Source organism: Microbacterium sp. KRD172, assembly GCF_017168295.1.
GTDB classification, from domain to species: Bacteria; Actinomycetota; Actinomycetes; order Actinomycetales; family Microbacteriaceae; genus Microbacterium; species Microbacterium profundi.
This window is the reverse complement of record NZ_JABFAS010000002.1, coordinates 1,486,644-1,500,807: the sequence shown is the minus strand read 5'-3', so window position 1 is coordinate 1,500,807 and position 14,164 is coordinate 1,486,644. Positions and strand designations below refer to the sequence as shown.

At 65.7% G+C, this 14,164-nt stretch carries 12 protein-coding genes; 5 read left to right on the top strand and 7 right to left on the bottom strand.

From position 1 onward, the window contains the following. Positions 1–11: 11 nt before the first annotated feature. Positions 12–359: an HIT domain-containing protein gene (locus J1M43_RS07555; RefSeq protein WP_033107270.1), complete on the bottom strand. Its 348-nt coding sequence runs from the start codon at positions 357–359 to the stop codon at positions 12–14. 340 nt (positions 360–699) lie between these two features. Between J1M43_RS07555 and J1M43_RS07550 the strand changes: the two genes are divergently transcribed. Beyond that, on the top strand, positions 700–1,008 hold the full coding sequence (locus J1M43_RS07550; protein ID WP_033107271.1) for a GIY-YIG nuclease family protein: 309 nt from the start codon (positions 700–702) through the stop codon (positions 1,006–1,008). A gap of 181 nt (positions 1,009–1,189) precedes the next feature. On the opposite strand, the gene J1M43_RS07545 is transcribed toward J1M43_RS07550, so the two are convergent. The 6 genes from J1M43_RS07545 to lepA all read right to left on the bottom strand — a co-directional run bounded on the left by J1M43_RS07545 (position 1,190) and on the right by lepA (position 8,154). Further along, a complete protein-coding gene (locus tag J1M43_RS07545) occupies positions 1,190–1,918 on the bottom strand; it encodes a 16S rRNA (uracil(1498)-N(3))-methyltransferase (RefSeq protein WP_033107272.1) in 729 nt (242 codons plus the stop codon). A gap of 26 nt (positions 1,919–1,944) precedes the next feature. After that, positions 1,945–3,060, bottom strand: a complete 1,116-nt coding sequence (gene dnaJ, locus J1M43_RS07540; protein WP_033107273.1) for a molecular chaperone DnaJ — start codon at positions 3,058–3,060, stop codon at positions 1,945–1,947. Positions 3,061–3,101: 41 nt separating this feature from the next. Beyond that, positions 3,102–4,136, bottom strand: coding sequence for a heat-inducible transcriptional repressor HrcA (gene hrcA, locus J1M43_RS07535; RefSeq protein ID WP_033107274.1), 1,035 nt, complete (start codon positions 4,134–4,136; stop codon positions 3,102–3,104). Between the two features lie 99 nt (positions 4,137–4,235). Then, positions 4,236–5,453, bottom strand: coding sequence for a radical SAM family heme chaperone HemW (gene hemW / locus J1M43_RS07530; protein ID WP_206476404.1), 1,218 nt, complete (start codon positions 5,451–5,453; stop codon positions 4,236–4,238). A 40-nt stretch (positions 5,454–5,493) separates the two neighbouring features. Further along, the gene (locus tag J1M43_RS07525) at positions 5,494–6,144 is read right to left on the bottom strand and encodes a DUF1990 family protein (RefSeq protein WP_206476403.1); all 651 of its coding nucleotides are present in this window, start codon (positions 6,142–6,144) and stop codon (positions 5,494–5,496) included. Positions 6,145–6,204: 60 nt separating this feature from the next. Next, entirely contained in the window at positions 6,205–8,154 is a 1,950-nt protein-coding gene (gene lepA / locus J1M43_RS07520) for a translation elongation factor 4 (RefSeq protein WP_206476402.1), read from the bottom strand. A 173-nt stretch (positions 8,155–8,327) separates the two neighbouring features. On the opposite strand from lepA, the gene J1M43_RS07515 reads away from it, so the two are divergent. The 4 genes from J1M43_RS07515 to J1M43_RS07500 all read left to right on the top strand — a co-directional run bounded on the left by J1M43_RS07515 (position 8,328) and on the right by J1M43_RS07500 (position 14,006). Next, the gene (locus J1M43_RS07515; protein WP_033107278.1) at positions 8,328–9,311 is read left to right on the top strand and encodes an ABC transporter permease; all 984 of its coding nucleotides are present in this window, start codon (positions 8,328–8,330) and stop codon (positions 9,309–9,311) included. Between the two features lie 2 nt (positions 9,312–9,313). Further along, entirely contained in the window at positions 9,314–10,243 is a 930-nt protein-coding gene (locus J1M43_RS07510; RefSeq protein WP_234001208.1) for an ABC transporter permease, read from the top strand. Next, positions 10,240–12,168 (top strand): ABC transporter ATP-binding protein, encoded by a 1,929-nt coding sequence (locus J1M43_RS07505; protein WP_206476401.1) that lies wholly within the window; start codon positions 10,240–10,242, stop codon positions 12,166–12,168. Before J1M43_RS07510 ends, J1M43_RS07505 begins: the two co-directional genes overlap by 4 nt. 131 nt (positions 12,169–12,299) lie before the next feature. Further along, positions 12,300–14,006, top strand: a complete 1,707-nt coding sequence (locus tag J1M43_RS07500; RefSeq protein WP_033107280.1) for an ABC transporter family substrate-binding protein — start codon at positions 12,300–12,302, stop codon at positions 14,004–14,006. The last annotated feature ends 158 nt before the right edge of the window (positions 14,007–14,164 follow it).

Here is a 14,164-nt window from a genome sequence, read left to right as displayed (position 1 = left end):
TCGAGTCGGGGTCAAGCAACGAGGCTCTTCTCCGTCAGCCCGCCGGCGAGGATGTGGGCGTGGACATGGAACACGGTCTGCCCGGCGTTCGCGCCGGTGTTGAACACGAGTCGGAAGTCGCCGTCGGCGTGATCGCCGGCGAGCTCACCGGCGAAGGCGATGAGTTCCGCGAGCAGTTCAGGATCGCCCGCGGCGAGTTCGACGACATCGCGGTACTGGTCGGTCTTCGGGATCACGAGCAGGTGCACAGGCGCCTGTGGCGAGATGTCGCGGATCGCGAACAGCTTTCCCGTGGACGCGATGATCTCACCGGGAACGTCACCGTTGAGGATTCGGGTGAAGATCGAGGGTTCCGTCATGCCTCTCAGTCTACGTGGCGCGGCCCCTCGGGCGGATGGAATCCGCGCGGGGCTGGGGGGATCCCTGTTCGCGGGTCGTCGAGCGAGCGAAGCGAGACGAAACCGCTCTCCCCGCGGGTCGTTGAGCGAGCGAAGCGAGACGAAACGGGGTGAGCGAGCGTCAGCGAGTCGAAGCCGTACTCCCACACAGGGTGTTGCACGACGCTGCACTCCCCCGCGGGTCGTTGAGCGAGCGAAGCGAGACGAAACGGCTTGAGCGAGGAGCGCAGCGACGAGTCGAAGGCGCCTACTTATCCACAACCCGCTGACGGGGCTTCGACGCCGTCGTTATGGTGCCGTCATGGCACATGCATACATGCTCCGATGCTGCGATGGCACGCTGTATATCGGCAGCACAATCGACTTGGATCAGCGGCTGAAGCAGCACGAAGCCGGAATGGGCGCCGAGTACACCAAGCGCCGGCTCCCGGTGAGCCTCTTCTGGTGCGGCGAGTTCGACGGCATCGATGAGGCGTTCGCATGGGAGAAGCGACTCCAAGGGTGGAGCCATGCCAAGCGCGTCGCGTTCGCAGAAGGCGGACTCGACGCCGTCATCGGATGGCAGGCGCGTCAACGACGTGAGAAGAAGCGTTCGGCTTCGACTCGCTGACGCTCGCTCACCCCGTTTCGTCTCGCTTCGCTCGCTCAACGACCCGAGAAAATGCCACCGGCGGAGCGAAGCACCGTCCGGCGGAGCGAAGCACCATCCGGCGGAGCGAAGCACCGTCCGGCGGAGCGAAGCACCGTCCGCGGAGCGAAGCAGCGTCCGGCGGAGCGAAGCAGCGTCCGCGCTACCAGCGGCCGAGAGTTGCGGAGAGCACGGCGATCGCCGCAGGACCCGCGGTCGAGGTGCGCAGCACGGTGTCGCCGAGGCGCACGCGCTCGGCGCCGGCGGCCTCGAACTTCTCGAGCTCGTCCGGCGCGATGCCGCCCTCGGGGCCGACGATCAGCATCAGGTCACGATCGTCGGGCTCGACGGCTGACAGCCGCAAGGTCGCGGTCGGATCGAGCACCAGCATCCGCTGTCCGTCGGCGTGCGCGATGAGCTGCCCGGTCGAAAGCGGCGCCGACACCTCCGGCACCCACGCCCGATGGGCCTGCTTCGACGCCTCGCGCACGATCGCCGTCCACCGCTCGCGGCCCTTGACCGCCTTCGCGCCCTCCCACCGGGAGATGCTCCGAGATGCCTGCCAGGGCACGACCTCGTCGACGCCCAACTCGCACGCCGCCTGCACCGCGAGCTCGTCGCGGTCGCCCTTGGCGAGAGCCTGCACGAGAACCAGCCGTTTCGCCGGTGCCTCGATCGCCGCACGCCCGGCGATGCGAACATCCACGCGCGACGCGGAGACATCCGTCACCTCGCCGTCCAGCCATATGCCGGTGCCATCGCCGATCGTCACCGATTCGCCGACCCGCAGCCGGCGTACGACCGCGGCATGCTTCGCCTCGGCACCGGTCAGCGACACGATGTCTCCGGTGCTCGCCGAGCCCGAGTCCTCCACGAGGAAGTGCAGCGCCATAGGGCCTCCAGATCAGTGGCGGAAGTTCAGTGCCTGAACCTGTCACGCAGCTTCGAGAACAGTCCCTGCTGGAACTGCGCGAGCTGTGGACCCGGTGCCTTCTGCTTCTTCGCGAAGTCCTCGATGAGCGAACGCTGCGACGAATCGAGCTTCGTCGGAGTCACCACCTGCACACCCACCCGAAGGTCGCCGCGCTGCGTGCCGCGCAGCGGCGTGATGCCGCGGCCCTTGATCGTGAGCACATCTCCCGACTGCACGCCGGGGCGGATCTCGAGGTCGACCTTGCCGTCCAGAGCGTCGATCGCGGTCTCGGTGCCGAGGATCGCATCAGACATCGACACCTCGAGCGTCGCGAGCAGGTCATCGCCGTCGCGACTGAACGACGCGTGCGGAGAGACCGTGACCTCGACGTACAGATCACCGTTCGGGCCGCCGGCCTTGCCGACCTCACCCGAGCCCGGAAGCTGCAGGCGCAGCCCGGTCTCGACACCAGAGGGGATGTCGAGGGAGACGGTGCGACGAGAGCGCACGCGGCCCTGGCCTGCGCACGTGCCGCACGGGTGCGGGATCGTCGTGCCGTAGCCCTCGCAGGTGCCGCACGGCTGAGACGTCACGACATTGCCGAGCAGACTGCGCACCTGACGCTGCACGTGCCCAGAGCCGCCGCAGATGTCGCAGGTCACCGGCGACGTGCCCGCCTGCGTGCACGAGCCCTGGCAGGTCTCGCAGAGCACGGCGGTATCGACCTCGATGTCACGGTGCGCGCCGAAGACGACGTCGCCGAGGTCGAGCGTGACGCGCACAAGCGCGTCCTGCCCGCGTTCGCGACGTGAACGCGGACGGCCGCCTCGGCCACCGCCCTGCGCGGCTCCGAAGAACGTCTCGAAGATGTCGCCGAAACCTCCGAACCCGCCGAAGTCCCCGCTGCTGGCGCCGTCTCCGCCGCCCATGTCGTACCGGCGACGCGAATCGTCATCGCTGAGCACGTCGTAGGCGTGGGTCACGCTCTTGAAGCGCTCTGCCGCGTCGTCCCCAGGATTCACATCCGGGTGCAGCTGTCGAGCGAGCTTCCGATACGCCTTCTTGATCTCGTCCGTCGTCGCGTCACGCGACACTCCGAGAACCTCATAGTGGTCCGCCACAATCACCTTTCTGCATGTGCAAACTGTGGGAGCGATCCGCCTCAGCGGCTCGACTCGTCTTCATCGAGCATGCGCGACAGATAGCGGGCCACAGCCCGCGCCGCCGCAAGATTGCTCGGATAGTCCATTCGCGTCGGCCCCATGACGCCGACGCGCGCCGTGCCGCCATGCGTGAGGTAATTGCTCGCCACGATCGACGCCTCCGGCAGGCCGAAGGGCTCGTTCTCCGCGCCGATGCTCGCGGCGAGGCCGTGCTCGTCGGTCACCATCTCGCTCATCAGGCGCAGAAGTGTCACCTGCTCCTCGATCGCGGCGAGAAGGGGATGGATGCTGCCGCGGAAGTCCTGCTCGCGCCGGGCCAGAGTCGCCGCTCCTGCCATCACCAGTCGCTCCTGACGGAACTCCGCCAGCTCTTCGCCGATGATGCCGCCCAGTACTCGCACCGCCGCATCCGTTCGTGCGCTCTCCTGCGCCCCGATGAGCATCTGCACGCGCTCGGATGCCTCACGCACGGACTGTCCGGTGAGCAACGCGGACAGCCTCGCGCGCAGCACCGCGACATCCGCATCGTCCAGATCGATCGGCAATCCGGCGATGCGCTGCGACACGCCGCCCGCGTCCGTCACGAGAACCACGAGCAGGCGGTTGGGGGCGAGCGCGACCAGTTCGATATGCGTGAGGTTCGCGCGTGCGAACGACGGATACTGCGCGAGTGCGACCTGACCGGTGAGCTGCGTCAGCACCCGCACCGTGCGAGCCATCAGATCGTCGAGATCGGCAGGGTCTGTGAGGAAGGACTCGATCGCGCTGCGCTGCGCCGTCGAGAGCGGGCGCAGCTGCGCGAGGTGGTTGACGAAGACACGATAGCCCTTGTCGGTGGGGACACGGCCGGACGAGGTGTGCGGCGCAGTGATCAGCTCTTCGTCCTCGAGCTGCGCCATGTCGTTGCGGATCGTCGCCGCCGAGACGCCGAAGGAATGCCGGTCGACGATGGACTTGCTGCCGACGGGCTCATGCGATTCGACGTAGTCCTGCACGATGGCTCGAAGAACCTGCAGACCGCGTTCACTGACCACGTCGCCCCCTTCCCGTCTGGCACTCGAATACTAGGAGTGCCAATTCTACCCCGCTCGGGCTGAGAGCCGGCGAGGCACCTCGGGCATGAGGAGTCGTGCTCACCCGGTGAGGTCACGCACGACGGCATCGGCGAGCAGCCGCCCGCGCAGCGTCAGACGCACGCGCCCGCGCAGCGCTGCGGCGCCGTCGATCAGGCCGTCGGCGATGAGTCCGGCGACCCGATCGCGATTGGCCTCCGGGATGTCGGCGATCGCGAGGCCCTCCGCCAGCCTGCTCTCCAACAGCACGCGCTCCAGAAGGTGCGCCTTGGCGTCGGGTCGCTCCGTGCCTGCGGCGGGCGATTCGGATGCCGCGAGCCGTTGCGCGTACGCGGCGGGATGCTTCACGTTCCACCAGCGAAGACCCGCGACGTGACTGTGCGCCCCAGGACCGAACCCCCACCAGTCGCTCCCCCGCCAGTACGCCAGGTTGTGACGCGAGCGCTGCTCGTCGCTGCGCGCCCAGTTGCTCAGTTCGTACCAGTCGAACCCAGCGGCGGCGAGTCGCTGATCGGCGAGTTCGTACATGTCGGCCTGCAGGTCATCGTCCGGTCTGGGCACCTCTCCGCGGCGGATCTGACGTGCGAGCTTCGTGCCGTCCTCGATGATCAGCGCGTACGCCGAGATGTGGTCCGACTCCAGCGCGAGCGCCGCATCCAGAGACGCCTCCCAGTCTCCGAGCGTCTCGCCCGGGGCGCCGTAGATGAGATCGACGCTGACGGCGAGTCCGGCATCCTTGGCCGCCTCGACTGCTGTTCGCACGTTCTCCGGCTGGTGCGTGCGATCGAGCGCTGCGAGAACGTGCGGCACGGCCGACTGCATCCCGACCGACAGCCTCGTGACCCCGGCATCCGCGAGCGTTCGCGCGACCTCGGGCGTCACTGTGTCGGGGTTCGCCTCGACGGTGACCTCGGCACCCTCTGTCATGCCGAACGCATCGACGGCGGCGCCCAGCATCCGCGCCAGATCGCCAGGCGGGAGCAGCGTCGGCGTCCCTCCGCCGAAGAACACGGTGTCCATCGGGCGCAGCGCACCGGCCTCGGAGAGCACGCGGTGTGCGAGCGAGATCTCCGCGGAGAGCGTGTCAGCGTACTCATCCTGGCGCGCACCCCGCAGTTCGCCCGATGTGTAGGTGTTGAAATCGCAGTAGCCGCAGCGCACGCGGCAGAACGGTACGTGCAGGTACGCCGAGAACGGCGTCGCGGCGTCGATGGGAAGGTCGGAGGGAAGGCGGCCGTCCGAGGGCGCCGGATCACCCAGCGGCAGGGGGCCGCCCATCAGAGGCCGGCCATCAGGTGCGCGCCATCGGCTTCACGAATCACAGCGGCGTCGCGTAGAGCGGCGAGATCGCCCGGAGATAGCGCGCGAAGAGCTCTTTGCGGCGGCGTTTCACGAGCGTGCGGAACATCCGATACAGCAGGGCGTTCGGCGCGTCGAACGCTCGCACGGTGAACCAGACCTCGTCGTCGTCGCGCCACTCGATCTCGAAGAGCTCTTCGCCGCTGACGACGGACCCGCCGACGGTCCCGAGCACGAAGCCGATCCTGCGGCGCTCTTCGGTGACCGAGATCACGCGAAGCTCGGCGTCAGCACGCATGCCTGACACACGTCCGCGCAGGTGCAGAGTCATCCCCGGTCCGACGAACGGAACGCCGTCGGCGTCGAAGCGCTGTTCGACCTCACGCGTACTCGGCGCGATCGGGTTGCCGTCCGCGTCGAAGCTGACGCCGGAATAGGCAGGACCGGCAGCGGGGCGCACATCCTCGATGGTGAGTCCGGCCGCTCGCTGCGCCGTCCACGACAGCAGAGCCTCACCGGCGGATCGGAAACGATCCTCGCCGCTGCCGAGCCGCCATGAGTTCTCGGCCGGCACGCTGCGCTCCGGCGGATAGTGCATCAGATCAGGGGCATGAGTAGCCCCGACGGCGACATAGTCCACCGTGTCGTCTCGGAAAGTCCCGCGCCGCATGAGTTCCAGCCTACTTCGGGTTACCTGAACAGACACCCCCGCACCGCGGGAGAGCATTCGCTACTTCTTCTCCTTGCTGTCGACGTCGCCGCTCAGTGCCGCGATGAACGCCTCCTGAGGGACCTCGACGCGGCCGACCATCTTCATCCGCTTCTTGCCCTCCTTCTGCTTCTCGAGCAGCTTGCGCTTACGGCTGATGTCACCGCCGTAGCACTTGGCGAGCACGTCCTTCCGCAGGGCTCGGATCGTCTCGCGTGCGATGATCCTGGCGCCGATGGCCGCCTGGATCGGCACTTCGAAGTTCTGACGCGGGATCAGCTTGCGCAGTCGCTCCGCCATCAGGGTGCCGTAGGCGTATGCCTTGTCGCGGTGCACGATAGCGCTGAATGCGTCGACCTTGTCGCCCTGCAGCAGGACGTCGACCTTGACCAGATCGGCATCCTGCTGACCTGAGGGCTCGTAGTCGAGGCTCGCGTAGCCCTGGGTCTTCGACTTCAGCTGATCGAAGAAGTCGAACACGATCTCGCCGAGCGGCATGTTGTACCGCAGCTCGACGCGCTCCTCGGAGAAGTACTCCATGCCCAGCAGCGAACCACGGCGCGACTGGCACAGCTCCATGACCGTGCCGACGTAGTCCTTGGGCAGCAGGATCGCTGCCTTCACCATCGGCTCGGCGACCGAAGCCACCCTGCCGTCCGGATACTCGCTCGGGTTGGTCACCGTGACCTTCTCACCCGTGTCCGTGGTGACCTCGTAGATCACGCTCGGTGCGGTGGTGATGAGGTCCAGGTCGAACTCCCGCGTGAGTCGCTCCGTGATGATCTCGAGGTGCAGCAGACCGAGGAACCCGCAGCGGAAGCCGAAGCCGAGCGCGACAGAGGTCTCCGGCTCGTACACGAGGGACGCGTCGGACAGCTTCAGCTTGTCGAGCGCCTCGCGAAGCTCGGAATAGTCGCTGCCGTCGATCGGGTACAGCCCTGAATAGACCATCGGTTTGGGGTCGGTGTAGCCCGGCAGCGCCTTGGTCGCTCCGCCACGACTGGTCGTGACGGTGTCTCCGACCTTCGACTGGCGGACGTCCTTCACTCCGGTGATGAGATAGCCGACCTCGCCGACGCCGAGCCCCTCGGAGGGAATCGGCTCAGGGCTGGAGACCCCGATCTCGAGAAGCTCGTGGTTCGCGCGTGTCGACATCATCTGGATGCGCTCGCGCGGCGACAGGCTTCCGTCGATCATGCGCACGTAGGTCACGACGCCGCGATAGGAGTCGTAGACGGAATCGAAGATCATGGCCCGCGCCGGAGCATCCGCGTCGCCCTTCGGCGCCGGGATGTCCCGCACGATGCGGTCGAGCAGCTCTTCGACACCGACGCCCGTCTTGCCGGACACGCGAAGCACGTCTTCCGGCCTGCCGCCGATGAGATCGGCGAGCTCCTTGGCGAACTTGTCGGGATCCGCGGCCGGAAGATCGATCTTGTTGAGCACGGGGATGATGTGCAGGTCGTTCTCGAGAGCGAGATACAGGTTCGCGAGTGTCTGCGCCTCGATGCCCTGCGCCGCGTCGACGAGCAGGATCGCGCCCTCGCACGCTGCCAGCGAGCGAGACACCTCATAGGTGAAGTCGACGTGGCCAGGAGTGTCGATCATGTTCAGCGCGTAGGTGGTCGCTGACCCTTCGACAGGCTCAGGGATCGCTTCGACAGGCTCAGGGATCGCTTCGACAGGCTCAGGGATCGCTTCGACAGGCTCAGGGATCGCAGCATCCGAAATGGATGCCCACGGCATCCGCACCGCCTGGCTCTTGATCGTGATGCCTCGTTCGCGCTCGATGTCCATGCGGTCGAGATACTGAGCGCGCATGTCGCGGTCGGAGACGGCGCCGGTGATCTGGAGCATGCGGTCGGCGAGCGTCGACTTGCCGTGGTCGATGTGGGCGATGATGCAGAAGTTGCGGATCTGCGAAGGCGGCGTCGCGGAAGGCGACAGCGGAGTGAGAGCGCGTGGGGACATGTTCCGACGATTCTACGTTCAGGGGGTCGTAATCCCCGATTCGACTTGACGGGTGATAGTCTCCCGAGGTTGCCTTGGTTCAGATCCGTGAGACTGAGTGCCACGGGCGATCCTCCCGATTCAGCGCCGCATCGGACGATCCCGAGCGCGTTGTAAAAGAGAAAGACAAAACCTTGATCAAGTATCTCCTCCGCCGTACCCTCGGCTGGTTGTTGATGATCGTGGTAGCGACCAACATCACGTACTTCCTGGCTTGGGGCTTCCTCAACCCGCGGAACAACTACGTCGGCCGCCGCCCACCGCTCAGCGAAGAGCAGATCTCCAACCTTCTCCTCCCCCGCAATCTGGACTCCAACGTCCCGATCTGGGAGCGGTGGTGGAACTGGTTCAGCGGGGTGATCTTCCGCTGGGACTGGGGCGTGAGCCCGACCGGCGGCTCCGTCAACGAGCAGGTCGCATATCGCATGTGGATCAGCGCGGAGCTCGTGCTCGGCGCGACGATCATCATGACCGTCCTCGGCATCGCACTCGGCGTCTACACGGCGTCACGGCAGTACAAGCTCGCCGACCGCATCGGCCAGGCGACCTCGATCATCACGATGAACATCAACGTCATCGTCGCAGCCCTCGGCCTCGTGCTCCTCGCGATCGCGTTCAACGACTGGCTCGGCGTCCGCGTGTTCTACGTGACCGGCTCCTCGAGCAAGGGCGTGGAGGGGTTCTTCCCCGTACTAATAGACGCCTTGCAGCACCTCGCGCTCCCGACCATCGGACTCGTGATCGTCGGCTACGCCGGCACGCACTTCCTTCAGCGCTCGCTGCTGCTCGACAACATCAATGCCGACTACGTGCGCACCGCCCGTGCGAAGGGGCTCACCAAGCCGCAGGCGATCCGCAAGCACGCGCTGCGCACATCCCTCATCCCCGTCGCAACGCAGGTCGCGTTCAGCATCCCCGCCGTGTTCACCGGCGCTGTGCTCACCGAGACGATCTTCGCCTGGAACGGTATGGGCAAGTACTTCATCGAGACCATCGTGAAGAGCGACATCCACGGCGTGGTCGCCACCGCGGCCTTCGCCGGACTCCTGACCGCGCTCGGGGCGATCCTCTCCGACGTCGTGGTCGTCGTTCTCGACCCGCGAGTGAGGGTGAACTGACCATGAGCGAAATGATCGACCCCACCGTCGCTGCCCCCGCGGGCCCAGTGCTGCCCGAGCAGTCGGACACCAAGGCGCTGTCGAAATGGACGCTGTACACGCGGCGTTTCATGCGCAACAAGCCCGCCGTCGGCGGCATCGTGATCTTCCTCCTGCTGGTGCTGTTCGCGATCATCGGGCCATTGATCGCGAAGTACGACCACATCGAACTCGACTTCCTGAACCTGGGCACGCCGCCGTCCGCCGAGCACTGGTTCGGTACCACTCCGTCGGGCAACGACACGTTCGCCCAGGTCGCGATCGGCCTGCAGCGCTCGCTGATGATCGCCGTGACCGTGTCGGTGGGCACGACGATCATCTCGGCACTGGTCGGCACCGCAGCGGCGTACTTCGGCGGCTGGACCGAGAAGATCACCCTCACCGTCATCCACTTCATGATGGTGATCCCGAGCTTCCTCATCCTCTCGCTGCTGTCGAACCGCTCCGGCGGTGACTGGCGCGTGATCGCGCTGATCATGATCTTCGTCGTCGGCTGGTACTTCCCCGCTCGCGTGATCTGGACGACTGCTCTCTCGCTGCGTGAGCGCGAGTACATCCACGCCGCGCGCTACATGGGCGTGCGCGGCATGACGATCGTGGTCCGTCACCTGCTGCCGAACATCGGCTCGCTGCTCGTGATCAACTTCACCCTCGGCATCGTCGGCGCCGTCATGGCCGAGACCGGTCTGTCGTTCATCGGCTTCGGCGTCAAGATCCCCGATGTGTCGCTGGGCTCCCTGATCGGCTCCGGCGCCAACACCATCACCAGCGCGCCGTGGCTCTTCTACTTCCCCGCAGCGGCGCTGACGTTGCTCACCGTGTCCATGGCGCTCGTCGCCGACGGTCTGCGTGACGCTCTCGATCCCACCTCGGCAGCAGGAGGCCGCGCATGAGCACTGTTCTCTCCGTCCGTGATCTCACGGTCAGCTTCCCGTCCGAAGCCGGACGCGTCGACGCCGTCCGTGGCGTCTCATTCGACCTCGAAGCCGGCAAGACCCTCGGCATCGTGGGCGAGTCCGGCTCTGGCAAGTCCGTCACCTCGCTCGCGATCATGGGTCTTCTCGACGAGAACGCCCGCGTCTCGGGCTCGATCATCTACGACGGCCAGGAACTGCTGGGCAAGTCGGACAAGCAGATGTCGGTCATCCGCGGCAACGGCATCGCGATGATCTTCCAGGATCCGCTCACCTCGCTCACCCCGGTCTTCACTGTCGGCGACCAGCTGATCGAGGCGCTCACCGTGCACCGCAGCATGTCGAAGCAGGAGGCGTGGGATCGCTCGATCGAGCTGCTGCGTGTCGTCGGCATCACGCAGCCGGAGAAGCGCATGAAGGGATTCCCTCATGAGTTCTCCGGCGGCATGCGCCAGCGCGTCGTCATCGCGATCGCGATGGCCAACAACCCGAAGCTGATCATCGCGGATGAGCCCACCACGGCTCTGGACGTGACGATCCAGGCGCAGATCCTCGACCTCATCGAGAAGGCTCAGGCCGAGACCGGTGCCGCGACGATCATGATCACCCACGACATGGGTGTCGTCGCCCGACTGGCCGACGACGTCATGGTCATGTATGCGGGCAAGCCGATCGAGCACGCCCCTGTCGGCGAGCTCTTCCACAACACGCGGATGCCGTATTCGATCGGTCTGCTCGGCGCGATCCCCCGTGTCGACAAGGCCGAGAAGGAGCCGCTGACCCCGATCAAGGGCAATCCGCCGCTCCTGATCAACCTCCCGGATGCCTGCCCGTTCGCCGACCGCTGCCCCATCGTGATGGACGCGTGCCGTCAGCGCGAGCCCGACCTGGTCGACGTGCCGTCGCTCACGGCCGTGCCCCATCAGGCCGCATGCATCCGCGCGCACGAGATCGATGAGAACGGCATGATCGGCGGCCTGCCCGTCTACCCGGTGCCTGAGATCCCGGAGAGCGACCTGACCCGCACTCCGCGCGAGCAGCGTCCGATCACCCTCGACGTGCGCAACCTGAACAAGGTGTTCCCCCTCATGAAGGGTGCGTTCTTCAAGCGCAAGGTCGGCGAGGTGCACGCGGTCAAGAACGTGAGCTTCGACGTCCGCGAGGGCGAGACGATGGCCATCGTCGGCGAGTCCGGCAGCGGCAAGACGACGACGCTGCTGCAGATCATGGATCTGGTCAAGCAGCACGACGGCGACATCATCATCAACGGCACGAGCGTCAACGACATCACCAGTCACTCGATCGAGCGCAAGATCCGTCGCGACATCCAGATCGTCTTCCAGGACCCTATGGGTGCGCTCGACCCTCGTATGACCGTGGCCGACGTGATCGCCGAGCCGCTGCGCGCCATCGGCACGCCGAAGGACGAGGCGCAGCGTCGGGTCAGGGAGCTGATGGACCTGGTCGGACTCAATCCCGCCCACATCGATCGTTTCCCCGGTGCTTTCTCCGGCGGGCAGCGTCAGAGGATCGGCATCGCACGTGCGCTGTCGACAAACCCGAAGATCATCGTCCTCGATGAGCCCGTGTCTGCCCTCGACGTGTCGATCCAGGCCGGAGTGATCAACCTGCTCGACGAGCTGAAGGTCAAACTCGGCGTGTCGTACCTTTTCGTCGCGCACGATCTCTCCGTGGTTCGTCACATCGCCGACCGTGTCGCCGTCATGTACCTCGGCGATTTCGTGGAGCACGGCGATGTCGACGACATCTTCGAGAACCCGCAGCATCCGTACACCAAGGCGCTTCTCTCGGCGATCCCGGTGCCGGATCCGGACATCGAACGCACCCGCGAGCGGCTCGCGTTCAACCCGGAGACCATGCAGGCCGAGGCCTCGACGGTCTGATCGTGTTCCGGTCGGTAACGGCTGGTCACCGTCCGATAACAGTTACTCGGTATTCACTGCGACCACGCGAATTCGGCGATCGTCCGAACTATTCTTCCCTGTATGACACGCCGAAAGGCGGAAGGAGAACCATGAAGCAGCACAAGCTGATGGGGGCGATCGCATTCAGCGGCGTCCTCGCACTTGCCCTCGCGGGCTGCGCGAGCGGCACCGGTGGCAACAGTGGCGACGGCGGCGGAGAGCCTGTCGAGACCAAGGCCTCGGATTACAACCCGCAGGAGCGCGACGCCCTTCAGACCGGCGGCGAAGCCCGTTTCCCGATCCAGGAGATCCCGGAGCAGCTGAACTCATTCAACGGTGATGGTTCAGCAGACACCGCTCGTATCGCAGCGTGGTACATGCCGCAGATCCTCCTCCAGAAGGACGACGGCACCCCGTACAAGAACGACGCGTACCTCGACGAGTGGAAGATCGACACGGTCGACGGCAACACCCAGATCACCTTCACCTTCACGGATGAGGCGCACTGGAACGACGGCACCGACATGGACTGGACCGCCATCGACGCGACGTGGAAGGCGAACAACGGCACCAACGAAGCGTTCAACCCGAACGCGACCGACGGCTACAAGGCCATCACCTCCGTCGAGCAGGGTGACACCGCGAAGACCGCGATCGTCAAGTTCGACGGCGAGTTCGCCTGGCCTGAGATGCCGTTCCTGACGGGCATCATCCACCCCGCGCTGGCCGACCCGACCACGTTCAACGAGGCCATGATCGGCAACCCGCGCGCCGAGTGGGGCGCAGGTCCGTACACGATCGACAAGTTCGACGCGAACGGCGGTTATGTCTCCTTCGTTCCGAACCCCGAGTGGTGGGGCGAGGAGCCGCTGCTCGACCAGGTCTCTTTCCAGGCCATGGACGACGCAGCCTCGATCAACGCCTTCAAGGCGGACGAGATCGACCAGGTCGGCGTCGGCACCAAGGACCGCATGGAACAGGTCAAGGACATGGATGACATCACCATCTACCGTTCTACGCAGACCGCGAGCACGCTGATCCAGGTCGATGCCACCAAGCCGCAGTTCGAGGACGTCAAGGTCCGCGAGGCGTTCTTCAAGGCGATCAACATCGACCAGCAGAAGCAGATCGCCTGGAACGGTCTGGACTACGAGGAGGAGCCGGCCGGCTCCCTCACGCTGTTCCCGTTCCAGCCGGGCTACAGCAACGCGCTCGACGAGGCGGGGTGGGAGTACAACCCCGACGACTCCAAGGCTCTCCTCGAAGAGGCGGGCTGGACCGAGGGCGAAGACGGGATCCGCGAGAAGGACGGCGAGAAGCTCTCGGTCATCTTCCCCGTGTGGAGCGACGACCCGACGCAGGAAGCGATCGCAAAGTCGCTCCAGGCGCAGATGAAGGAGGTCGGAATCGACTTCCAGATCGAGATCCGTCCTTCGACCGACTTCTCGAACGACTACACGTCGAAGAACTGGGACGTCTCCTCGCTCCGGTTCACCTCGTCCGACCCGTTCGGTGCCGCCTGGTTCTGCCAGCTGTACTGCACGGACATGGGTCTGAACCTCTCCGGCGTGCAGTCAGCCGAGATGGACCAGCGCATCAAGGATGAGGTCGAGTCCCTCCCGACTGCTGAAGAGCAGACCGCTGCCGCGATGAAGCTCGAGGCGGAGATCTTCCAGGACTGGGGCCTCATCCCGCTCTACAACGGTCCGTCGATCTCGGCTGTCAAGACCGGTCTCGCGAACCTCACCCCTGAGCCCTACGTGGGCCTGGACGGCTTCGGCGTCCAGCCGGTGGAGAACGTGGGCTGGGAGAAGTAACGCTTCGACAAGCTCAGCGAGCGAAATATCGGGCTCTTGTGACGTATCCGTGGGTGTTTGGGCGGGTTTGAACGGGCGCACGCCGTTCTCTCGTATAGGTTTCTGGACTGTCAAGGAACAGGAACCAGTGAACGGGGAACGGCGTGCGGAATGTCAGT